Source organism: Pseudomonas paraglycinae, from assembly GCF_021601625.1.
GTDB lineage: Bacteria > Pseudomonadota > Gammaproteobacteria > Pseudomonadales > Pseudomonadaceae > Aquipseudomonas > Aquipseudomonas paraglycinae.
Genome location: NZ_BQHR01000011.1, coordinates 125,730 through 149,616 on the forward strand (window position 1 = coordinate 125,730; position 23,887 = coordinate 149,616).

13 protein-coding genes and 2 riboswitches are annotated in these 23,887 nt (G+C 61.4%); of the genes, 5 read left to right on the forward strand and 8 right to left on the reverse strand.

The features are described 5' to 3' along the window. Positions 1–27: 27 nt before the first annotated feature. From L6D82_RS17935 to cobW, 4 genes are read right to left on the reverse strand one after another with little or no spacing between them, the layout of a single operon-like run. Positions 28–711 (reverse strand): vWA domain-containing protein, encoded by a 684-nt coding sequence (locus L6D82_RS17935; protein ID WP_102718123.1) that lies wholly within the window; start codon positions 709–711, stop codon positions 28–30. Further along, positions 693–1,694: a magnesium chelatase ATPase subunit I gene (locus L6D82_RS17940; protein ID WP_236190689.1), complete on the reverse strand. Its 1,002-nt coding sequence runs from the start codon at positions 1,692–1,694 to the stop codon at positions 693–695. The genes L6D82_RS17935 and L6D82_RS17940 overlap by 19 nt, the downstream gene beginning before the upstream one ends. 8 nt (positions 1,695–1,702) lie before the next feature. Beyond that, entirely contained in the window at positions 1,703–5,584 is a 3,882-nt protein-coding gene (gene cobN, locus L6D82_RS17945) for a cobaltochelatase subunit CobN (RefSeq protein WP_236190691.1), read from the reverse strand. A gap of 3 nt (positions 5,585–5,587) precedes the next feature. Beyond that, positions 5,588–6,661: a cobalamin biosynthesis protein CobW gene (cobW, locus tag L6D82_RS17950; protein ID WP_064381326.1), complete on the reverse strand. Its 1,074-nt coding sequence runs from the start codon at positions 6,659–6,661 to the stop codon at positions 5,588–5,590. A gap of 99 nt (positions 6,662–6,760) precedes the next feature. Beyond that, positions 6,761–6,970, reverse strand: a riboswitch (cobalamin riboswitch). Between the two features lie 920 nt (positions 6,971–7,890). Next, positions 7,891–8,112: riboswitch (cobalamin riboswitch) on the forward strand. Positions 8,113–8,233: 121 nt separating this feature from the next. Between cobW and L6D82_RS17955 the strand changes: the two genes are divergently transcribed. From L6D82_RS17955 to cobM, 4 genes are all read left to right on the forward strand, one after another. Next, positions 8,234–8,431, forward strand: coding sequence for a CbtB domain-containing protein (locus L6D82_RS17955; protein ID WP_007959524.1), 198 nt, complete (start codon positions 8,234–8,236; stop codon positions 8,429–8,431). Positions 8,432–8,442: 11 nt separating this feature from the next. Further along, positions 8,443–9,144 carry a CbtA family protein gene (locus L6D82_RS17960; protein ID WP_115078119.1) on the forward strand — a complete coding sequence of 234 codons (702 nt, stop codon included), beginning with the start codon at positions 8,443–8,445 and terminating at the stop codon, positions 9,142–9,144. Further along, positions 9,141–9,554: a cobalamin biosynthesis protein gene (locus L6D82_RS17965; RefSeq protein ID WP_011334491.1), complete on the forward strand. Its 414-nt coding sequence runs from the start codon at positions 9,141–9,143 to the stop codon at positions 9,552–9,554. The genes L6D82_RS17960 and L6D82_RS17965 overlap by 4 nt, the downstream gene beginning before the upstream one ends. 91 nt (positions 9,555–9,645) lie before the next feature. Next, positions 9,646–10,392, forward strand: a complete 747-nt coding sequence (cobM, locus tag L6D82_RS17970; protein WP_236190692.1) for a precorrin-4 C(11)-methyltransferase — start codon at positions 9,646–9,648, stop codon at positions 10,390–10,392. A 142-nt stretch (positions 10,393–10,534) separates the two neighbouring features. On the opposite strand, the gene nfuA is transcribed toward cobM, so the two are convergent. The 3 genes from nfuA to L6D82_RS17985 form a co-directional block, all read right to left on the reverse strand. After that, positions 10,535–11,119, reverse strand: a complete 585-nt coding sequence (gene nfuA, locus L6D82_RS17975) for a Fe-S biogenesis protein NfuA (protein WP_007959519.1) — start codon at positions 11,117–11,119, stop codon at positions 10,535–10,537. 91 nt (positions 11,120–11,210) lie between these two features. Beyond that, positions 11,211–12,212, reverse strand: a complete 1,002-nt coding sequence (locus tag L6D82_RS17980; RefSeq protein WP_236190702.1) for an acyltransferase family protein — start codon at positions 12,210–12,212, stop codon at positions 11,211–11,213. 59 nt (positions 12,213–12,271) lie between these two features. Next, positions 12,272–14,566 (reverse strand): fatty acid cis/trans isomerase, encoded by a 2,295-nt coding sequence (locus tag L6D82_RS17985; protein WP_236190704.1) that lies wholly within the window; start codon positions 14,564–14,566, stop codon positions 12,272–12,274. A 158-nt stretch (positions 14,567–14,724) separates the two neighbouring features. On the opposite strand from L6D82_RS17985, the gene metH reads away from it, so the two are divergent. Continuing rightward, positions 14,725–18,435 (forward strand): methionine synthase, encoded by a 3,711-nt coding sequence (metH, locus tag L6D82_RS17990; RefSeq protein WP_236190706.1) that lies wholly within the window; start codon positions 14,725–14,727, stop codon positions 18,433–18,435. Positions 18,436–18,499: 64 nt separating this feature from the next. Here metH and L6D82_RS17995 read toward each other — a convergent pair whose 3' ends face one another. Further along, the gene (locus L6D82_RS17995; protein WP_236190709.1) at positions 18,500–23,755 is read right to left on the reverse strand and encodes a leucine-rich repeat domain-containing protein; all 5,256 of its coding nucleotides are present in this window, start codon (positions 23,753–23,755) and stop codon (positions 18,500–18,502) included. Positions 23,756–23,887: the final 132 nt, after the last annotated feature.

Below are 23,887 nucleotides of genomic sequence, written 5' to 3' on the forward strand. Positions count from 1 at the left end.
TGATTTGGCCTTACTGCAGCATAGCTCTCAGACCGACAACAACTCATCGATATGCCGGTAATCGGCGTCCAGTGCTGTCGCCAATCGTTTCGCGCGGCCCAGGCGAATCGGTCCGCGCTCGATATCGATCAACAGGCCCGGGCACGCGAGCCCGGGCAGTTCCGGACAGTCTTTCAATCGGCCATCGGTGATCACCAGCAACCGTTGCTGTTCGGCGGGGAAACGCTTGCGCCGCACCGCCAGCCAATGCCCGGCCTCCGTCAGCGCTGCCAACAGAGGCGTGCCGCCTCCCGCGCCCAAGCCATCGAGCCACGCGCGCAACCCGCTGGAGGCCTTCAGCCCTTGCACCTGCCATTTCGGCGCCGCGCCGCTCGCGGTCAACAACGCAAGGCGCGCGCGCTGGCGGTAAGCGTCGTCGAACAGTTGCGCGAGCACGCCCTTGGCATCGCTCAAGGCTTGATGGCGACGGGTCGAGGCCGAGGCGTCGACGATCACCAGCCACAGTTCATGGGGCGTGCGGGTGCGCAGTTGAAACAGCAGATCCGCCCGGGTTTTCGGACGGCCATTGAGCAAGGTTCCGGGCCAGTTCACCGAGCCACTGCGAGCCGCGTGACGCTTGCCCTGGCGACCGTTATCGAGGCGTCCGGCGCGGGGTCTGGCATTCGCCCCCGCGTCGGATCGGGGGCGAATGCCTAGGGCTTTTTTGGCCAGACAGGCACTTCGCGGCGGGCGCCGGTAGCGAGTGCTGGCGCCGGCATTTCGCCCCACTGGCCCTGCCCTTCACTCGCCTCGGCGTTAGTGCCGGACGGCGATTGCGCCGGTGGCTGTGCAGAGGGTGAAGACTGCTCGCGACGACGATGACGCAAGGCAAACTCAGCCACGGCATCAATGTCTTGCTCGGCGATGGCTTCAGCCCCGCGCCACGCCGCATGAGCACGCGCCGCACGCAGCCAGACCAGATCGGCGCGCAAACCATCGACGCCCGCCGCGAAGCAGCGCTCGGTGATCTGCGCCAACGCCGCATCATCCAGCGGAATACCCGGTAAAACCTTGCGGGCGTTCTCGCAGCGCTGACGCAGAGCTTGCTGCTCAGCCTCCCACTGCCCACAGAACGCCTGCGGATCGCTGTCGAAATCCAGTCGACGGCGAATGATCTGCCCGCGCTCGACCGGCGCCGTGTGACCGCTCAGTGCGACGTTCAAACCAAAGCGATCCAGCAATTGCGGACGCAATTCACCCTCTTCCGGGTTCATCGTGCCGATCAATACGAACTTCGCCGAATGCCGATGGGAAATACCGTCGCGCTCGATCAGGTTGGTGCCGCTGGCGGCGACATCGAGCAACAAGTCCACCAGATGATCCGGCAGCAGGTTCACTTCATCGACATACAACACACCGCCGTCAGCCTTGGCCAGTACGCCCGGGGAAAACTGCGCGCGACCGTCGCTCAACGCCGCGTCCAGATCCAGCGTGCCAACCAGCCGCTCTTCCGTCGCCCCCAACGGCAAGGTGACGAACTGACCGCTGGCCAGCAAATCCGCAAGGCCCCGGGCCAGAGTCGACTTGGCCATGCCGCGGGGGCCTTCGATCAGCACGCCGCCAATTTTCGGGTCGATGGCCGTCAGGTACAACGCCAGCTTCAGATCCTCGGCGCCGACCACGGCGGAGAGCGGGAAATGCGGGGTGTCGGTCATGTTCAGTCTCAGCTCTCTTCTTCTATGTCCAGCAGCAGGTTTTCCAGCGCCTCTTTGTAGGCGCCCGGTTCCTGCCACATCCCGCGTTGCTGCGCTTCGAGCATGCGTTCGGTCATGTCGCGCAAGGCGTGGGGATTATGCTCGCGCACGAAGTCGCGGGTCGCCGGGTCCAGCAGATACGCATCGGCCAGCAACGCGTACTGGTGATCATCGATCAGTTGCGTGGTGGCGTCGAAGGCAAACAGGTTATCGACCGTCGCCGCCAATTCGAACGCGCCTTTATAGCCGTGACGCTTGACCCCGTCGATCCATTTCGGATTCGCCGCTCGGGAGCGAATCACACGGTTCAGTTCTTCTTTCAGCGTACGGATCTTCGGCAGATCCGGCTGACTGTGGTCGCCGTGATAACTGGCCGCCGCTTCGCCGCGCAGGCTTTCCACGGCAGCGAGCATGCCGCCCTGGAACTGGTAATAGTCGTTGGAATCGAGCAGATCATGCTCGCGGTTGTCCTGGTTTTGCAGCACGGCCTGCACCTGGCTCAGGCGCTGGACGAATTGCTCGCGGGCGGCAGTGCCTTCGTCGGAACCGCCGTAAGCGTAGGCGCCCCAGTTCAGGTAGACCTCGGCCAGATCCTCGCGAGTTTGCCAGAGGCGACCATCGATAGCGCCCTGCACACCTGCGCCATAAGCGCCGGGTTTGGCACCGAAGATCCGCCAGCCTGCCTGACGCCGGGCAGCCTCCTCATCCAGCCCCGACTGGCGCAACGCCTCGCGTTCGGCGCGGACTTTGGCGGCCAGCGGATTAAGGTCGTCCGGCTCGTCCAGTTCCGCCACGGCTTGTACGGCAGCGTCGAACAAACGAATCAGATTGGCGAACGCATCGCGGAAAAATCCGGAGACCCGTAACGTGACATCAACCCGAGGCCGGTCGAGCAGGCTCAGCGGCAGAATCTCGAAGTCATCGACCCGCTGACTGCCCGTGGCCCACACCGGGCGCACGCCCATCAGCGCCATGGCCTGTGCGATGTCGTCACCGCCGGTGCGCATGGTCGCGGTGCCCCAGACCGAAAGGCCGAGCTGGCGCAGGTGGTCGCCGTGATCCTGCAGGTGTCGCTCCAGAATCAGCGTGGCCGACTGGAAACCGATTCGCCACGCCGTGGTGGTCGGCAGATTGCGCACGTCCACCGAGTAGAAATTGCGCCCGGTCGGCAACACGTCGAGGCGACCGCGACTCGGCGCGCCGCTCGGGCCGGCCGGGACGAATCGGCCGCTCAACGCGTCGAGCAAGCCGTGCATTTCGGCCGGGCCGCAGGCATCGAGGCGTGGGGCAATCACTTCGCGCAGGTTGTCGAGGATTGCACCGACTTCAACCCAGCGCGGTCCCTGTGGGAGCGGGCTTGCCCCCGGGCGGCGATCCGACGAAAGCGATATGTCAGTGAAAGAGATATTGACTGACACGACGCCTTCGCGGGCAAGCCCGCTCCCACAGGGATTGTGCAAGGCTTGATTTTGGTTGAGTGTCTGCTCAATCAATTGCGCCGCGAACAGCTCCAGACGCTCGCGGGTATCCCCCGCCGTGCGCCAGACCTCGTCGCTGACCGACAGCAACTCCATTGGACGCGGGCCGGCCCAGGGATCAGCCAGTGCGCAATCCAGCGGATCGAACCCCAACTGAAACGCTTTGGCCAACGCCCGCAACAGACTCGACTGAGCCCCTTTGCCATCGCCGCGCGGAGTCCGCAGCAGCGCCAGCAAGGTGTCGATGCGCAAACGCCCGGTCGGCGACTCACCGAAAATATGCAGGCCATCGCGGATCTGCGATTCCTTCAAGTCACACAAATAAGTGTCTAGACGCGGCAGCCAGATCGCCGCATCGGCATCGCTGTCGAGGGCGGCATCCAGCTGCAATTCGCGATCAATCTGCGTGTCACGCACCAGTTGCAGAATGTCGCGCTGCAATTCACGGGCGCGGCGCGGATCGAGCAACTGAGCTTCGTAATACTCGTCCGCCAACAGTTCCAGATTGCGCAACGGGCCGTAGGTTTCGGCGCGGGTCAGCGGCGGCATCAAATGGTCGATGATCACCGCTTGGGTGCGACGTTTGGCCTGGGCGCCCTCGCCCGGATCGTTGACGATAAACGGGTAGATATTCGGCAGCGGCCCGAGCAATGCGTCCGGCCAGCAGTTCTCCGACAGGCCCACACCTTTGCCCGGCAGCCATTCGAGGTTGCCGTGCTTGCCGACGTGGATCACGCCATGAGCGCCGTAGGTCTGGCGCAGCCAGAAATAGAACGCGAGGTACGCGTGCGGCGGCACCAGATCCGGGTCGTGATACACCGCGCTCGGATCGACCTGATACCCCCGCGCCGGTTGAATGCCGACGAAGGTCAGACCAAAACGCAGACCAGCGATCATCATCCGCCCGTCACGGCACATCGGATCGTTCTGCGGCGAACCCCAGCGCTCCAGCACCGCCGCGCGATTGGCTTCCGGGAGTGCGTTGAACATCGTCAGGTAATCGTCCATCGCCAGGCTTTGCTGGCACGGGCGCTGATCAAGGGTGTCGAGGTCATTGCTGACGCCGCCGAGCAATTGCTGGATCAGTTCGGTGCCGCTGTCCGGCAGTTCGGCCGGCAGCGGATAACCTTCGGCCTGCAACGCCCGCAGGATATTCAGCGCAGCAGCCGGCGTGTCGAGGCCGACACCGTTGCCGATGCGTCCGTCCCGGGTCGGGTAGTTGGCGAGAATCAGCGCGATGCGCTTTTCAGCGTTCGGCACCCGCGCCAGATCGACCCAGCGGCGCGCCAGTTCGGCGACGAAATCCATGCGCTCGGGTTGGGACCGATAACACACCACGTCGGACTGACTGCGCTCGCTGCGCCAGGCCAGATCCTTGAAGCTGATCGGTCGGCTGATGATCCGGCCGTCCAGCTCCGGCAATGCGATGTGCATCGCCAGATCCCGCGGACCGAGGCCCTGTTCGCTCTCGCGCCAACCGGGCTCGTTGTCTTGGGCACAGATTGCCTGGATCACCGGAATGTTGCGACGGAACGGCCGCAGATGCGGCGCCTCCGGGCTGGACTGGGCGAAACCGGTGGTGTTCAGAATCACCGAGGCCTCGACCTCATCCAGCCAGTCCTCGACCACCGACAGGCAGCCGGGCTCTTTCAAACTGGCCACGGCGATCGGCAGCGGATTGAGTCCGGCCGCCTGAAGCCGTTGGCAGAACACGTCGATAAACGCCGTATTGGCCGCTTGCAAATGCGAGCGATAGAACAACACCGCCGCCACCGGTTGACCGGGCCGCCAATCGGCTTGCCAGTCACCCAGTGCGGCGGTGTTTTTGTTCGGGTGGTAAATCGCCGTGCGTGGCAGCGTTTGCGGCTCGCCCCACACGTAATCCCGCGCCAGCCAGCGATTGGCCAGGCACCGGAAAAAGTCCAGCGCATTGCCCATGCCGCCCTGACGCAAAAACTGCCAGAGCCGGTCGCGGTCTTCCGCGCCGACGGTGCTCAGGTCGCTGAGCTCCGGGTCGGGCCGATCAGCGCCCGGCACCAGAATCACCTGCACGCCACGCTCGGACAACTCGACCAGCCGCTCGACGCCATAACGCCAATAGGCGATGCCGCCGTGCAGCGAAATCAGAATCACCTTGGCGTGGCGCAGCACTTCATCGACGTACAGGTCGACCGACGCATGGTTCTGCACCTGCATCGGGTTGGCCAGCCGCACGCTCGGGTAATCCTCGGGCAGTTGCTGCGCGGCTTCGGCGAGCAGCGCGAGGCTGGAATCGCCGCTGCACAGGATCACCAGTTCGGCGGGGGTTTGTCCAAGGTCGGCAATGTTGTCGTCCGACACGAAACCGCCGGGCTGGGTCCTGAGCAGGTGCATGGCTTAAACGCTGAGCGCGGCGCGCAGTTGCGCTTCGAGTTGAGCGGCATCCAGTTCCTGACCGATCAACACCAGACGCGTCACGCGCACCTCATCGGCGCCCCACTGACGGTCGAAGTGCTTGTCGAAACGTGTACCCACGCCCTGGATCAGCAGACGCATCGGCTTGTTCGGAATCGCCGCGAAGCCTTTGACCCGCAGAATGCCGTGCTGAACCACCAGTTGCGTCAGCGCGTCGAGCAACAGGCTTTCGTCGGCTTGCGGCAGTTCGATGGAAATCGAATCGAAGGCGTCGTGATCGTGGTCGTCGTGATCGTCATCGCCTTCACCGTGGTGGTGATCGTGATGGCTGTGGCGGCTGTCGATGTGTTCTTCGGAGCCGGCACCGAGGCCGATCAGCACGTCCAGCGGCAGACGACCGTTGCTGGCTTCGATGATTTTCACTGCGGGCGGCAGCTCTTCGGCGACTTCCAGACGGACGCGCGCGAGGTCTTCGGGGCTGGTCTGGTCGGCCTTGTTGAGGATGACGAGGTCGGCGCTGGCCAGTTGGTCGGCGAACAGTTCGTGCAGCGGCGATTCGTGGTCCAGGTTCGGATCGAGTTTGCGCTGGGCATCGACCTGATCCGGGAACGCGGCGAAAGTGCCGGCGGCCACGGCCGGGCTGTCGACCACGGTAATCACCGCGTCAACGGTGCACGCGCTGCGGATTTCCGGCCACTGGAAGGCTTGCACCAGCGGTTTCGGCAGTGCCAGGCCCGAGGTTTCGATGAGGATGTGGTCGAGGTCACCGCGACGGGCCACCAGTTCACGCATCACCGGGAAGAACTCTTCCTGAACCGTGCAGCACAGGCAGCCGTTGGCCAATTCGTAGACGCGGCCGGTGGCTTCTTCTTCGGTGCAACCGATGGTGCATTGCTTGAGGATTTCACCGTCGATACCCAGCTCGCCGAACTCGTTGACGATCACCGCGATGCGGCGGCCCTGGGCGTTGTCGAGCATGTGCCGCAGCAAGGTGGTTTTGCCCGAGCCGAGGAAGCCGGTGACGATGGTGACGGGGAGTTTGGCCAGTGTTTTCATCGGATGCCCTTTGGCAAGGTGGCGGGCATACGGGACGAGACCGGCAACGCGGGTGCGTGCCTGGAGAGTTCGCCACCGGATCACCCCGCCCGGTTGAAAGTGAGAATCTGTGACGAGGCAGGTCTCCTGGCTGACGGTGTTCGGGCCTTGGCCCGGTATCCGCTGCGCCTTCCCGCTGGCTCTGGATTGAGTTGGCAGTGGCGTGGCAGCGAACAGCACCGTTCACAGTTGCGGGGGCAGCCGCGGCTTGGACCGCGTTCCCTTCTTAGCTTCGGCGTGGGCCGAAGAACCTCGAAAGCGCAAGGCTACGCATGGGTTCGTGATGGGTCAATGGCCGTTGTTTTTTGGTTTTGGGATTTGTGAGCATATCCGTTGCTGCGGTAACGGCTTCTTAGGGTTCCGCCCTTACGGCGGGTCACTTTTTCCAAACGCCGAAAAAGTAACCAAAAAGGCTGAGCCCCGGCGTACGGCACTTCGCTTAGGCTCAGTGTTCCCTCGCTACGGTGTCCATCAGGGGGCATCGCCTACGGTTTGCTTCGCTGCACCTCCTCTCGATGTATGCGGCTTCGCCGCACGGCGCTACGCGCCTACCCCCTGATGGACACCTCCGCTCGGCCTGCCGAAGGGGCAAAAAATCAAAAGCCAGAGCCAGAGCCAGAGCAAAGGCCAGATCAAGAGCCTTCCCTCACCCTAGCCCTCTCCCGGAGGGAGAGGGAACTGACCGAGGTGTTTGCGGGAGCTACGCCGACGTGCAATACCGAGTCGACCTCAGGCTTTGAAAAGCACAAAAATCGGCTCCCTCTCCTCGGGGAGAGGGCTGGGGTGAGGGGTAAACCCACCAAAAAACCAAAGCCGAACACCCCAAGCTCCCCCCACTCAAAACGATGAGCGTTAGCTCGAGTACCGCTTTTGATCGCAGGGCCCGTCGGCAGGCTGAGTGGAGGGATTGATCCGGGGGTGGGAGCGCAGCGACCGTTTGGCGAAGCCAAACACATCGAGAGGAGGTGCAGCGAAGCAAACCGTAGGCGATGCCCCCGGATCAATCCCGGAGCGAAGGAACCCGAGCCACAGCGAGGGCCGTACGTCAGGGTGCAGCCTTTTTGGTTACTTTTTCGGCGTTTGGAAAAAGTGACCCGCCGTAAGGGCGGAACCCTAAGCAGCCATAACCGCAGCAACGGATCTGCCCCCAATCCCAATCCCAATTGACTCAAATCCCCCGCGCATGGTCTCCTACACAACTTGTTACGGGTGCCCTTCACAGGGTGAAACGGGAAACCGGTGAATCATGTGCTTTACTCTAAAGCCATGTCAGTCCGGTGCTGCCCCCGCAACGGTAAGCGAGCGAAGCGTCAGATCCACTGTGCCCACAGGCATGGGAAGGTGACGCTTGCAGGTCGGCCAGACGCCAACCCCTCGTGAGCCCGGAGACCGGCCCGCAACACACAGTGCGCGTCTTGCGTTACTGAACATAACAAACCCGCGGTGGGCGGGCGCTGTTCGAACCTCTGCGCGCCCGGCCGCAGGGGTTTTCATGCGCTCTATTCACCCGCTGACACTCCAGAGGGAAGCGCCATGTCGATCATCAGCAGCACCGGCAGCAATTCGGACAAGATCTCCAGCACCACCACCCTGAGCCAACGCCTGACCGCCGCCGTCTGCGCGTCTATCCTCGGTGCCTGCCTCGTGTATTTCGCCGGTTTCTCGCACATCGAAGCGGTGCACAACGCCGCGCACGATACCCGCCACAGCGCCGCGTTCCCGTGCCACTGAGACCTGACGACATGATCAAGCGTATTGCGCAGACCGCAGGTTTCACCGGCCTTCTGGCCGCCCTGCTCCTGACGTTGCTGCAAAGCTTCTGGGTTTCGCCGCTGATTTTGCAGGCCGAAACCTTCGAGAAAGCCGAACCGGTTGCCGAAGTTCACGAACACGCCGCCGGCACCGCCGCCCACACCCACGATGCCGAAGCCTGGGAGCCGGAAGACGGCTGGCAGCGCGTGGTCTCCACCACCGGCGGCAATCTGGTGGTTGCCGTGGGTTTCGCCCTGATGCTGGCGGGCCTGTACACCCTGCGTGCGCCGACCAAGACTTCGCAAGGCCTGCTCTGGGGCCTGGCCGGTTACGCGACCTTCGTGCTCGCCCCGACCATGGGCCTGCCACCTGAGCTGCCGGGCACTGCCGCTGCGGATCTGGCCTCGCGGCAGATGTGGTGGATCGGCACTGCGGCCTCCACCGCTGTCGGCCTGGCCTTGATCGCGTTCAGCCGTAACTGGCTGATGAAGATCCTCGGCGTGGCGATCCTTGCCGTGCCGCACGTGATCGGCGCGCCGCAACCGGAAGTGCATTCGATGCTCGCCCCGGAAGCCCTCGAAGCCCAGTTCAAAATCGCTTCGCAGCTGACCAACGTCGCGTTCTGGCTGGCCCTGGGCCTGATCAGCGCCTGGTTGTTCCGCCGCAAAAGCGAAGGTCAGTACCACGCATGACCGATGACAGCGCAGCGCCGACCTTCGTGGTCGGCCTGGGCTGCCAGCGCGGCTGCCCGGCCAGCACGCTGCGCGCCTTGCTTGATCAGGCATTACAGGCACATCGAATTGATCTGGAGAAGGTCAAGGCGCTGGCCAGCATCGACCTCAAGCGCGACGAACCTGGCCTGCAGGAACTCGCCGCCCAACTGGCGCTGCCGTTGCTGTATTTCAGCAGCGAGGAACTGGCCAGTTATCAGCAACGTTTGAGTCACCATTCGCAGATCGCCTTCGAACGCACCGGTTGCTACGGCGTAGCGGAAAGTGCTGCTCTGGCGCTCGCCGAACAGTTGATCAGTGGCCCGGCAAAACTGCTGATTTCCCGGCAAAAGTACGCTCAGGCAACTCTGGCATTGGCCGGCGCGGCGTAAATTCCCGATAATCCCCGCTTTCGATCATGAGCGTTCTTCATCTCAAGGGCTGGTGAAGCACTGCCCTGCCCCTTTTTTACAGGATCCAACGATGACCGTTTACTTCATCGGCGCCGGCCCCGGCGACCCGGAATTGATCACTGTCAAAGGCCAGCGGCTGATCCGCAGTTGCCCGGTGATCATCTACGCAGGTTCGCTGGTGCCGACGGCGGTGCTGGAAGGTCATTGCGCTGAAACCGTGGTCAACAGCGCCGAACTGCACCTGGAGCAGATCATCGACCTGATCAAGACCGCCCACGCCAAGGGCCAGAATGTGGCGCGGGTACATTCGGGGGATCCGAGTCTGTATGGCGCCATTGGCGAGCAGATTCGTTATCTGCGTGAGCTGGATATTCCGTTCGAGATCATTCCCGGCGTGACCGCCACCGCCGCGTGCGCCGCGCTGTTGGGCGCAGAACTGACCCTGCCGGACATCTCGCAAAGCGTGATTCTGACCCGTTATGCGGACAAGACCGCGATGCCTGTCGGTGAAGAGCTCGGCAATCTGGCGCAGCACGGGGCGACCATGGCGATTCATCTGGGGGTCAATCATCTGGAGAAGATCCTGGCTGAGCTGCTGCCGCATTACGGCGCGGATTGCCCGATCGCGGTGATTCACCGGGCGACGTGGCCGGATCAGGACTGGGTGGTCGGGACGCTGAAGGATATTGCCGGGAAGGTGGCGGCCAAGGGGTTTCGGCGTACGGCGTTGATTCTGGTTGGGCAGGTGTTGGGCAGCGATCATTTCAGTGAGTCATCGCTGTATCGCGCGGGGCATGCACATCTTTACCGCCCATGACGACCTCATCGCGAGCAGGCTCGCTCCCACAGTAGACCGCATTTCCTTGTGGGAGCGAGCCTGCTCGCGATATGGGCGCTGAATTTCTGACATAAAAAAACGGCGCTCACGGGGCGCCGTTTTTCATGCCGCAGCGAACACCTTAGTAGTAGGCGTTTTCTTTCTGCGTGTGGTCGGTCACGTCGCGAACGCCCTTGAGCTCCGGAATGCGCTCGAGCAAGGTGCGCTCGATGCCTTCCTTCAGGGTCACGTCCGCCTGGCCGCAGCCCTGGCAACCGCCGCCGAACTGCAGCACGGCAATGCCGTCTTCAACCACATCGATCAGGCTGACCTGACCGCCGTGGCTGGCCAGCCCCGGGTTGATTTCGGTTTGCAGGTAGTAGTTGATGCGCTCGTTGATCGGGCTGTCGGCGTTGACCATCGGGACTTTGGCGTTTGGCGCCTTGATGGTCAGCTGGCCGCCCATGCGGTCGGTGGCGTAGTCGACGACGGCATCATCGAGGAACGCTTCGCTGAACGAGTCGATGTAAGCGGTGAAGCTTTTCAGCCCCAGCGCCGTGTCTTCAGGTTTCTCTTCGCCCGGCTTGCAGTAGGCAATGCAGGTTTCGGCGTACTGGGTGCCAGGCTGGGTGATGAAAACGCGGATGCCGATGCCCGGGGTGTTCTGCTTGGAGAGCAGATCGGCCAGGTAATCATGGGCGGCGTCGGTAATGGTAATAGCGGTCATGGAGACTCCTCGCAGGCTTGAGGCGGAGTTTACGCCAATCGGCGCGCGGCACAAAGTCCTAGTATTTACGTAGGAATAGTTCGCAAATCGGCTAGGTGCCAGGTTCACCGTCAATCCGCGCTTTAAGCCATTGATAACTGCGTTTTTCCACCCATTCGTAGCTCAGCCACGAACCGATAGCGATAGCGAGCGCACAGATGACAAACATCAAATACGGGTTGATCCCGTAGCGTCGGGCCAGATAACCGCCGGCCGACAGCACCAGCACGTGCATCAGATACACCGAGTACGAACAGTCACCCAGCAGCTTGAGCAGCCTGTTGCGTTCGACATGCCGCTCCAGCGCCATGCTGGCCATGACCAGCACCGCACTGGGCACGCCCCAGTTCAGCAATCGGGGTTCCGGCGGCAGGTGATAGATCGCCAGCAACGCCGCACCGATCCCCAGCAGCGGTAGCCAGAGCGCCGGGCCGATCCAGCCGCGACGGTAGAGCATGCCGATGCCGATCCCCAGCAGGAACTCATAAACGATGTCCGAGCGATAAAACTCGCTGACCCAGCCAAACCCGGTCCAGGCCTGACACACCGCAAACAGCAGCGCCGCAACCACCAGCAAACGTACTTGCAGCCGGAACAACAGCGCCCAGGCGAACAGCACGTAGAACAGCATTTCGTAATTCAGGGTCCAGCCGACATTCAGGGTCGGATAGATCCCGTAGCCGCCGGGGTTTTCCGTCGGGATAAACAGCAACGACAGCAGCAAATGACTCCAGTCCACCGTCTGATCCGGCAGCAACGGCCGGGCGAACACCACCAGCAACGCCATCAGCACGGTGTAGAGCCAATACGCCGGAACAATCCGAAACAGTCGATACAACAGAAACCGCGCCGGCGGCAGTGCCTTGCCTTCGGTGGACAGGAAAATCACCAGCCCGCTGATCACGAAAAAGATATCGACGCCCACGGCGCCCTTGTCGATGAACAGCTGCCCTATCGGCCCGCGCGCCTCGAAGTCGAAGAAAATCTGCATGAAGTGATGGCAGACCACCGCCCACGCGGCGAGCGCTCGCAGGGCCTGCACTGAAATCAACATCGATGGCGCTCCCGATCCCGTACTTCACAGGATTGGGACAACCGCCATCGCTCAAACGATCAAAGATTCTCGTACCGGTTCATGTCCAGCACGCCCTCTTCCACCGGATCGGTTTCGTGGATGTACTGGCTCAGGTCATGGAAATAGAACCAGAACTGCGGATGGCTGCGGCGGATGCCCCAACGTTCGACGATTTTCTCGAACTGCGCCGCGTCCCTTGCACCTTCCATGGCATCGACAAACGCCGGCACCTGATCCGCCGGGACGTTGAACATGAAGTTCGGATAGCTGCTGAGCACGCCCGGATAGATCGTCAGCGTGTCCAGCCCCGGCTGATAACGCAGGGATTCACCGAGCAGGAACGCCACGTTGCTGTGGGCGCGGTTGCGCAGCAGGCTGTAGACCTCGCGTTTGCCGCTGCGGGTTTCGACCCGCAGCATGGTGGCTTCCGGCAATTGATCGATCACTTTCAGGCCCGCTGCCGGACGCGAGGTCAGGCGACTCAGCGCCTGCTCGGCGTTCTGCAGGGCTGGGTCGATGTTCGGGCGTGAGCAATAGGCATCTTCGCAGCGGTTGATCGGATCCGGACGCGCGTTGAGATCGCCGTAGCGCGCCAGCAATTGCATGGCGAAATCGCGTTTCGGGTCTTTCTCGTCGAGTTTCAGCGCGGTCGGCTTGTCGTCATCGATGGCTTCGTAATCGAGCCACATCTTGAACTGGCCGCTGCTCTGGTACCAATCGTCGAGGTAACCCTCGCGGGAATCGGCGGGCATCAGGCGCAGGAAATTCTGCTCGGCGCCGTTGCGGATCAGGTCGAAATACAGGCGCGTTTGCGCCTGATGGGAGACGTTGCCGAACACATCGAAATTCACTGCCAACTGGTAATAGGTGCGCTCCAGCAGAGGGTAGTCGAACAGCCACATTGTCTGTGGCACCTCGCCGATCAGGCCTTTGGTCACTGAGGCGCTGTCGAAGTGGCGGAAGATGCTGAGCAAGGCGTTGTCGTTGCCGGCCCAGAGGGTCGACCAGCTCGGCGCCGGCAGGTCGGCGTAGCTGTCACGGCGCAGGGCTTCGTATTTGTTTCGCTTGTTGCGGTAGTTGTGCCACAGGCTCAGGACACTGCCGACGTCGTCGTTCTGCCCCGGCATGGCCAGCAACGGCGTGGCCTGGCCGCGATAGTTCGGGTCGGTGATGTACAGGTCGTGTTCCGGGGCCTGAAACAGCGCCCAGAAGTTGTCGCGGATCACGTCGGTCGCGATCTGTCCACGGCACACCGGGCCGCGAATGAAGGTGCGCACGAAGTATTCGGCGTTATCGAGCATGAACTGATAACGCGCCTGCGCCGGGATCGCCTCGAAGGTCGCGAACGGGTTGGCCCGGCTCTGTGGCCCGTAGCCCGGTAAGGCGTTGACCTGCCAGTTGCCGTTGTAGAACAGGCTCTTGACCCGTGCCATCTTCGCCGCGCTCAGCGGATAGGTGATGTGGGTCTTGTGCACGATCACGCCCTGCACCGGCCACAGGCGGTAATACACCTGAGTGCCCGGATCGTCGTTCGGACGACGCGTGGCGATCAGGTCGATCGGCTGACCGGTCGGCGTGCGCGAGCGCACCCACTGGAAGTAATGCCCCGGCTCGCCGTCCTTGAAATAGATGTGCGCGAGGAACCAGTGCTCGTACAGCCAGCGCCCGACCAGACTTTCCCGTGCGCCGGGCTGGTTGAGCAGGTTTTCCCACTGGACGATCTGCATCGCTTCCTTGGTGCTCGGCGCCAGACCTTGCTCGTCGATAGGGGCGCCGGACGCCAGCCAGCGTTGCAGCGTCTGGTATTGCTGATCGGTCAGGCCGGTCACCGCCAGCGGCATGCCCTCTTTCGGATGGGCGCTGGCGTAGCCGTCAAACTCGGCAGGCATCGCGCACAGGTTCTCGCGGTTGAGGCCCAGCACGATGTCTTCCGGGAGTTTGGCGTTGGGGGTCAGCGGCGTTTTGTGCCCCAGTTCCAGCATGCGCGCCATCAGTGCGGCCTGACTGCCTTGGGCGTCGAGCACCGAATAGAAGTCTTTCTGCTGCCAGGCGCGTTTGCCGAAGGCGTCGTAGAACAGCCGCGTGGTCGGTGCCGCCTGGGTGCGTTCGCCATCGTAGACCGGCATCTTGCTCGCGCCACGGGCCGCGCCTTCGCCGCTGCCCAGGTTCAACTGACAGGCAGAGTCGTAGCACGCATGGCAGGCCACGCACTTCTCGGTGAGGATCGGCTGGATGTCTCGGGTGTAGGAGATAGAAGAAGAAATAGCGGGACTCTGCGCCGCCGCGCCAAAGCTTAAAAACAGCAATGCAATGCTGATGACGCGGTACGACATGTCCCTGATCCTGATCCTGAAGAAAAACGCCGCGATTCTACCGTTATGACGCCCGTACCAACATGAGCGATATTCATGCAAAAGCGCCACATGCTCTAAATCGGCGCAGGTTTGTTATGATCCCGCTCCTTCGTCATGGTCTTTTTCGAGTAGTCCCAATGTCCGATCGCAGCGTCCGCCTTCAAGCTCTCAAGCAAGCTCTCAAAGAGCGCATCCTGATTCTCGACGGCGGCATGGGCACGATGATCCAGAGCTACAAGCTCGAAGAGCAGGATTATCGCGGCAAACGCTTCGCCGACTGGCCGAGCGACGTCAAGGGCAACAACGACCTGCTGGTCATTACCCGTCCTGACGTGATCGGCGGTATCGAGAAAGCCTACCTGGATGCCGGCGCCGACATCCTCGAGACCAACACCTTCAACGCCACCCGCATTTCCATGGCCGACTACGGCATGGAAGAACTGGCCTACGAACTCAACGTAGAAGGCGCACGACTGGCGCGCAAGGTCGCTGACGCCAAGACCGCCGAGAACCCGGACAAGCCGCGTTTCGTCGCCGGCGTGCTCGGCCCGACCAGCCGCACCTGCTCGCTGTCGCCGGACGTCAACAACCCGGGCTATCGCAACGTCACCTTCGATGAGCTGGTGGAAAACTACACCGAGGCCACCAAAGGCCTGATTGAGGGCGGCGCGGACCTGATCCTGATCGAAACCATCTTCGACACCCTCAACGCCAAAGCCGCGATCTTCGCCGTGCAAGGCGTGTTCGAAGAACTGGGCTTCGAATTGCCGATCATGATCTCCGGCACCATCACCGACGCCTCCGGCCGGACCCTGTCGGGCCAGACCACCGAAGCGTTCTGGAACTCCGTGGCCCACGCCAAGCCGATTTCGGTGGGCCTGAACTGCGCCCTCGGCGCCCGCGAACTGCGTCCGTACCTGGAAGAGCTGTCGGACAAGGCCAGCACCCACGTATCTGCGCACCCGAACGCCGGCCTGCCGAACGAATTCGGCGAGTACGACGAGCTGCCGGTGGACACCGCCAAAGTCATCGAAGAATTCGCCCAGAGCGGTTTCCTCAACATTGTCGGCGGTTGCTGCGGCACCACGCCGGGCCATATCGAAGCCATCGCCAAAGCCGTCGCCGGTTACGCGCCACGGCAGATTCCGGACATTCCCAAGGCCTGCCGCCTGTCGGGTCTGGAACCGTTCACCATTGATCGCAGCTCATTGTTCGTCAACGTCGGCGAGCGGACCAACATCACCGGTTCCGCAAAATTCGCCCGCCTGATCCGTGAAGACAACTACACTGAAGCCCTGGAAGTCGCCCTGCAACAGGTCGAGGCCGGCGCCCAGGTGATCGACATCAACATGGACGAGGGGATGCTCGATTCGAAGAAGGCCATGGTGACCTTCCTCAATCTGATTGCCGGCGAGCCGGACATCTCCCGCGTACCGATCATGATCGACTCCTCGAAGTGGGAAGTGATCGAAGCCGGCCTCAAGTGCATTCAGGGCAAGGGCATCGTCAACTCGATCAGCATGAAAGAAGGCGTCGAGCAGTTCATCCACCACGCCAAACTGTGCAAGCGCTACGGCGCCGCCGTGGTGGTGATGGCGTTCGACGAAGTCGGCCAGGCCGATACCGAAGCGCGCAAGAAAGAAATCTGCAAACGCTCCTACGACATTCTGGTCAACGAAGTCGGCTTCCCGCCGGAAGACATCATCTTCGACCCGAACATCTTCGCCGTAGCCACCGGCATCGAAGAACACAACAACTACGCTGTGGACTTCATCAACGCCTGTGCCTACATCCGCGACGAGCTGCCGTACGCCCTGAGCTCCGGCGGTGTGTCCAACGTGTCGTTCTCGTTCCGTGGCAACAACCCGGTGCGCGAGGCGATTCACTCGGTATTCCTGCTGTACGCGATCCGCGCCGGTCTGACGATGGGCATCGTCAACGCCGGTCAGCTGGAGATCTACGACCAGATCCCGCAGGAACTGCGCGACGCCGTTGAAGACGTGATCCTCAACCGCACGCCGGAAGGCACCGACGCCCTCCTCGCCATCGCCGACAAGTACAAGGGCGACGGCAGCGTCAAGGAAGCCGAGACCGAAGAATGGCGCAGCTGGGACGTCAACAAACGTCTGGAGCATGCGCTGGTCAAGGGCATCACCACCCACATCGTCGAAGATACCGAAGAATCCCGTCAGTCGTTCGCGCGCCCGATCGAAGTGATCGAAGGCCCGCTGATGTCCGGCATGAACATCGTCGGCGACCTGTTCGGCGCCGGCAAAATGTTCCTGCCACAGGTGGTGAAATCCGCCCGTGTGATGAAACAGGCCGTGGCTCACCTGATCCCGTTCATCGAACTGGAAAAAGGCGACAAGCCGGAAGCCAAGGGCAAGATCCTGATGGCTACGGTAAAAGGCGACGTGCACGACATCGGCAAGAACATCGTCGGCGTGGTGCTGGGTTGCAACGGCTATGACATCGTCGACCTCGGCGTGATGGTGCCGGCCGAGAAGATCCTGCAGGTGGCCAAGGAGCAGAAATGCGACATCATCGGCCTGTCCGGCCTGATCACTCCTTCGCTGGATGAAATGGTCCACGTGGCCCGCGAGATGCAGCGCCAGGACTTCCACTTGCCGCTGATGATCGGCGGCGCGACCACCTCCAAGGCGCACACGGCGGTGAAGATCGAGCCCAAGTACAGCAACGACGCGGTGGTCTACGTGACCGACGCCTCCCGCGCCGTGGGCGTGGCGACGCAGTTGCTGTCCAAGGAACTGAAAGCCGGTTTCGTCCAGAAGACCCGCGAAGAGTACATCGACGTCCGCGAGCGCACCGCCAACCGCAGCGCCCGTACCGAACGCCTGAGCTACGCCGCGTCGATCGCGAAAAAACCGCAGTTCGACTGGGCCACATACACCCCGGTCAAACCGACCTTCACCGGCACCCGCGTGCTGGACAACATCGACCTCAACGTACTGGCCGAATACATCGACTGGACGCCGTTCTTCATCTCCTGGGATCTGGCCGGCAAGTTCCCGCGCATCCTTGAAGACGAAGTGGTCGGTGAAGCGGCAACCTCGCTGTACAAGGACGCCCGCGAGATGCTGACCAAGCTGATCGATGAGAAGCTGATCAGCGCCCGTGCGGTGTTCGGCTTCTGGCCTGCCAATCAGGTGCATGACGACGATATCGAGCTGTACGGCGATGACGGCAAGCCAATGGCGCGCCTGCATCACCTGCGTCAGCAGATCATCAAGACCGACGGCAAACCGAACTTCTCGCTGGCCGACTTCGTCGCGCCGAAGGACAGTGAAGTGACCGACTATGTCGGTGGTTTCATCACCACCGCCGGCATCGGCGCCGAGGAAGTGGCCAAGGCTTATCAGGACGCTGGCGACGACTACAACTCGATCATGGTCAAGGCCCTGGCCGACCGTCTGGCCGAAGCCTGCGCCGAGTGGCTGCACCAGCAGGTGCGTAAAGAGCACTGGGGTTACGCCAAGGATGAAGCCCTCGACAACGAGGCGCTGATCAAAGAGCAGTATTCCGGCATCCGACCTGCCCCTGGCTACCCGGCGTGCCCGGATCACACCGAGAAGGCCACGCTGTTCGCCCTGCTCGACCCTGAGGCCCAGGAAATGCGCGCCGGTCGCAGCGGCGTGTTCCTCACTGAGCACTACGCGATGTTCCCGGCAGCAGCGGTCAGCGGCTGGTACTTCGCCCATCCGCAGGCGCAGTATTTTGCCGTGGGCAAGGTCGACAAGGATCAGGTGCAGAGCTACACCTCGCGCAAAGGCCAGGAACTGAGCCTGACCGAACGCTGGCTGGCGCCGAACCTCGGCTACGACAACTGATTGACGCAATAAAGCCCCTGTCTCGGATGCACTGAGACAGGGGCTCGACTCCGTGACGCTCGGGTTACCCGACTTCCTCCCCAGGTTCGGACTCGCTGCCGGACCAGTCAACAAACTGATCGAATTCGGTATCGGTTAGCCAGAAATCGAGCGTTTTTCGCTTGATACCCAAAACCTGCTCACCACCCACTCTGTCGAGATGAGCCCTGAGTCGAATCAGACTGTCCGTCATCAAGGACCGCCAGTTCGGCGACATTCGCGTACCCGCCAACAAAGCGTCGTGGTTTCCGTCGAACGCCCTTTGCGGAATCTCTCTTATCGGGTTGTCCTCCAGGTTCAGCGACTGCAGGCGCTCAGCCTGCAACACACCTTCCGGCCACTCGCGCAAGTCATTGCCATTCAAATGAAGGACTTCCAGTGTTGCGCTAACGGGCCCGTTGAACTGCCTCATATGATTGAAGCTCAACTCCAGCCAGCGCAACGCCGGTAATTGCTCGGCTGTAACTCCATTGAAAACCGTCAGACGGTTGTAGTTCAGCTTCAGCCATTTGAGCCGCGGCATGGGGCCCAATGCGTCGACAACAGCCGGAAAATCGTTGAACCGGTTACCGATGAGCCCCAGTTCTTCCAGTCGCTCCATGCCAGCAATGACCGACGGCACTGTACTCAACTCGTTGAGACCAAGATCCAGCCAGCGTACCTGGGAAAAAGCCTGAAGAAACTCATGAACGTGTGCTCCGCTCAAACCGAGCCCCCTCAGGCTCAGCCCTTCCACGTGTGCAAACTCTGGAGACAATCGAGGCAGCGCTCCCAATCTCGAGATATTGGCCAGATCCAGCGTTCTATCGCTACGCGCCGCCGCCCCCAGCAGCCCCTTCCTCCAGCACTCCATGATTCTCAGCGAGGCCTCCCGGCGGGCCTGTGACGTCGACCAGCGCCCTCCAAAAAGCGTGTTTCCTGATCGGCGAGTGAAGATCCAGCCATTGAGCTGGCGTGTCATTGACTCCAATCTCCGATTCCAGTCTTCGATCCGCGCATTGACCTGTTCGGCGCTTGCCTCCTGCAATAAACCCTCGACCACTTCCTCGGCCTTTTCTTCGGTCAGGGATGGATGCACCCTGCGCAAACGCCGGGTAAACGCTGGAACCTGATCCGTGAAAGGTATTGGCGCGGGTATACGCAGCAACCGGCCAGCCACCAGAGTGCCGTTCTCTAGCGGCCGACTGTCCTGCTCGGGCACATCTTCGAGCATGAATTGCGCCAGCGACCCCTGCGGCAGATCCAGCGCCAGTTCGCATCGCTGCTGCGCGACACGCAACTGCAAGCGTGCGTCATCGGTCAGTGGCGTCCCTGTCAGATTCATGTTCAGCACCCACTCATCGCGGGCCAGGGCCTGCCGTGGAATGTCGGAAATCAACGTATTACTCAGGTCCAGCCATCTCAGGTTGCGCAGATTGTCAGCGCCGAGCGGCCATTCCTGAAGACGCGTCCCCTTCAAATTGAGCAATTCGAGACGCCACATCCCGGTGACATCCAGGCGACTCACGGGATTGTCGGAAAGGTCCAGCTCAAGCAGCCGTGCAGAGCACTCCCGAGGGATCGGGTTGGTGACCAGGTGGTTGCCACTGAGGTCGAGGAATTCAAGTTCGGGAAAATTGCGCAGGAATCCGCGCATCTGTCCGAGGGTGGCGTGGGGCGCTTGAAGTCGCATCACCGTGACATGGGAGAAATCCGCCGAGAAACCAGGCAATGCTTCATCAGTGGCCAGATCCAGGTGGCGCAACGTCGGGTTTTCTTCGGCGAATGGCCTTTTTCGCCAGCACCTTTTGAGGCGGGTCGCGATCCGGTCTTTTTGCGCCCGGTTCGGTCCGGTATTGGCCCAATGGTCCAGGGTTTGTTCAAGCTCAAGCCATTGATGCCTCAGATCCTCCAGCAATTGAAGAATGTGCGCATCGCTTTTGCCTGTCCGAATCATCTTCAGGAGCACGCCGTTGGCCCTGGAAATGCTCAGATCCGGATAAAGGCTTAGCAATCTCACGACCAGCGAAGGATTCAGACCGGAGAGCCCGACCGCTCCTTCGCCGCTCGCGTAGTAGCCCACCAGATGCTCTCTGATCCGCTGCGGTGGCTTGAACTTGAGTGTCCTGCGGCCGTGCAGCGCTAGCATCGTGGTCGTATCGCCGGCATGCTCGGTAGCGTAAGCAGTGATGGCTCGCTGAAGATCACTCCCGCGGGCGGCTTCAGACAGGCCGAGGGCCTTTCGAAAGGGCTCGGGGAGCAGGCGCAAGACCGAAGCGTAAAAACCGTTTCCCGAGACCGGCAGCTCATTGAGCGCGACACCATGTTCATTGAAAGCCTGATAGACCGGCCCCTTCTTGACTACGCTGCGGCGCACAGCCGCGCTTTCGTGACCGATGGAATCGATCTGTCTGCCGTCGACACGACCGTCACGGATATCGAGCTGCATATCAGCGGACCAACCCGGCAACTTGCTCAAGGTGTGCAAGGCAAGGCGGCGAGTGTCAGCTGACATCATGTGCTCCATGTGCAGCCCGGCAAGCGCGCGAACCAGTCGACCGCGCCGTGCATACCATCGCGCCTCCTCCAGCATTGCGTCCGGCATACGCCCGGTGCTGTACAAAATCGCCATGTCGTCAGCATTGGCGTGGCGAAGAATCTCTTGCGCCGCGGCGTCGCTGAGTCCGGCGTAAGCGCGCTGCAACCTGTCAATCATGGGATCCGCGATGGCACTTTCCTGGAACAGGCTTTCGAACAGCGTCGGACGATTCGCCCGGGCGTAATCGGCCAGCAGATCCCGAAAAGCCTGAGGTCGCCATACCCGGTCACCCGCCTCCTTGTCACCGAATAACGCGGATATCTCGGACTCATCGAGGGCAGACAGGATTCTGGCGGGTAACTCACCATTGAGCACATGGCTGCGGCTCAGCCGGATCGGCGGTTTATTCGCCATCTCCGCCAATGGATGTTCCGAACCATAGCGGGTGGAAGGCCCGGTAAAGTCTGGGGTGTCATAGACCTTCAAAATGCGCCCGACAGGCCAGCCCGGCAGTTCGATGATCAAGGGCAAGGCGTGTAAATAGCGATGATCGATGTCCAGATCGCCTGCCAATTGCTCGATGACTTGCACAACACCACGATCAGTATCGAACAGTCGCAAGGCATCCATGAGCTCCGGAGGCGGCGAAAGGTTATCCATGTGCATCTTGCGTAACGCGTTGTCGCTGACCCCGCTGATCTCACCGATCGTGAGAAGTTGTTCGTCTGTATACGCTTCAGTGATGTGTCCGATGCGCCGCAACAAGGTCTGCCGACTCCATTTCAGCGGGTTCTCGAGCGTATGGCGCCACGCTCCCGCCGCGTTGTGAGTCAGGACAGGCTGGTACGCATGCGGATTGTCGGGGTACCTGATACACCAGCGCCCCAGCGCCCGGTCATACACCTGCTCATAGGTCTTGCCCTCGATCCGAATGAAGTGTCTGCCCTGTATCTCGTAACGCCCCAGCGCATCGGGCCGGACACCTGGATCGATGCGGACCGTGCTTTCATATCCTCCGAGATCGGACTTTCTCAATCGCGCATGGCCATCAGGACGCGTGACGGGATGCAGATCCTCGATAACCGGGGCAGCATCGACCGGCTTCAGTCGGGTCACCCCCTTCGTCACGCCCCCCATCAACGCGATCAACGCCAGATTGCTCGCAATGTCCACCAGATGCGCCGTGGCAGCATGCCGATCCCCTTCGCTCCACTCGATCACGCCCTCGATGGACTCTTCCAGAAGCTGGCAAGCCATGACCCCCATCATCACTTCGCCCAGCACGGGCACAAGCATCGAAACCGTGTTCAACACGAGCATGCCGCTGTTCAGCAACTTCGCGAACAGTGTCTTGCGAGCATTCGCATCGACATCCTCTACGGGCACGGCGTAACTGCGTGCATCTTCAAGCAGTTGCTCGCGATGACGTTCGAACAGGTAATCCCACAGGTCGATGTTGTCATCCCAGAAACGCAGCCCCTTGAACGGCATGTTGACCGGGGCGAGAAACGGATCCTGGTTGGCAACCTGTCTGATCGCGGGCGCGGGTGGCACCAGATCGACCAGTGTGTTTGGCAAAGGGCTCAGCCCGTTGATCCAGTCGTTGATCCGTGCAAGATAAGACGTGACCCTGCTGCTGAACGAGGCATCCGGTGCATTGTCAGTGAACTGACTGAAGTAGTACGCACGGTCGGCATAGGCTACGAACCTGCTGAAAAATCGTTGATATGGCGTCGGCGTGCCGTCATCGGCCGACGCGCTTTCCCGGGCCGTGAATCGCCGCTTGAGCGCGGCCTCCAGCTGCGAGGTCTTGTATCGTTTAAGGGGGTGATGCGGATCATCGGGAATGTACAGAATCAGTTCTTCAGGGTCCTCGAACCTCTCACTGATTGCGAACCACAGACAACCGGTCAGGCGACGCCTCATCAGGCTCATTTCACAGAACCAGATGCGCCGGCCCCCGAGCAGGGGTTGGCGCTCCCCATGGAGGATTTCCTGGATCGATGCATGATCCGCAGGCTCGATATCTCCTTGCAGCAGTGCTTGCTCGGCAGCCGCATGCAAGGCTGCTCTGCGCGCCGTGGTGAATAGTTCACGCAGTGTTTGATGGGCTGGCTGATTTTCGGAATACAGGTAATGCTTGAGGTATCGCTGATACTGGCCGCCAATGTCCAGCGTGCGGCAGGCGACCATGAATTGCCGGACCGACATCGAAGTGCGCACAGCCTTGAAAGTCCCCGCTGGCAATCGGGCAAGAAATCCCGAGCGCTTGTGAAACGCACCGTTCTCACATTCGGCCGCTTCGAAATTGTGCAGCGCGGCTTGCAGCAATGACATTTTCGACACCTCGAAGGTGCCGATCTCCGTGGACCATATTCCTGCATTGATCGGTTGAATCAGTTGCAAAAACGTATCTTCGACATCCAGTTCGACATTGAAACGATCCTTGAGCATCGCGCACAGCAGGGTTTTGCCAAACACATGGATGCCCTGCATGTCGGCCAGCGCGTGGTCCAATCGCGTCTGGGCGCGAAAGCTCGCCGTAAAACTCTCGTTCAGAACATTACGTTGTCCAGACGAGGCCTTCCGATACCAGTCCGGCAAAATGGCATTGGCGTTTCTCAACGACGCACGACGATGGGAAGCAGCCTCCGTCAGCCAGTCGGGAATGGATTGTTCGAGCGTTGCTGCGTGAATGCTTCGGGAAACGTGCTGGCGGGAAGGCTTGATGCTGCTCGAATCCGGCTGAAAGGTTTCAGACATGCTCTCGTTCCTTGGAATGAAAGCATCAGAACACCATGCCAGGCGAACCGGACTGCGTTAGATAGTTATCGCGACGGGCGACGATTTGTTGCCATGGATTTCTTCTGTCGTGACCGGCTCCGCACGATTCGC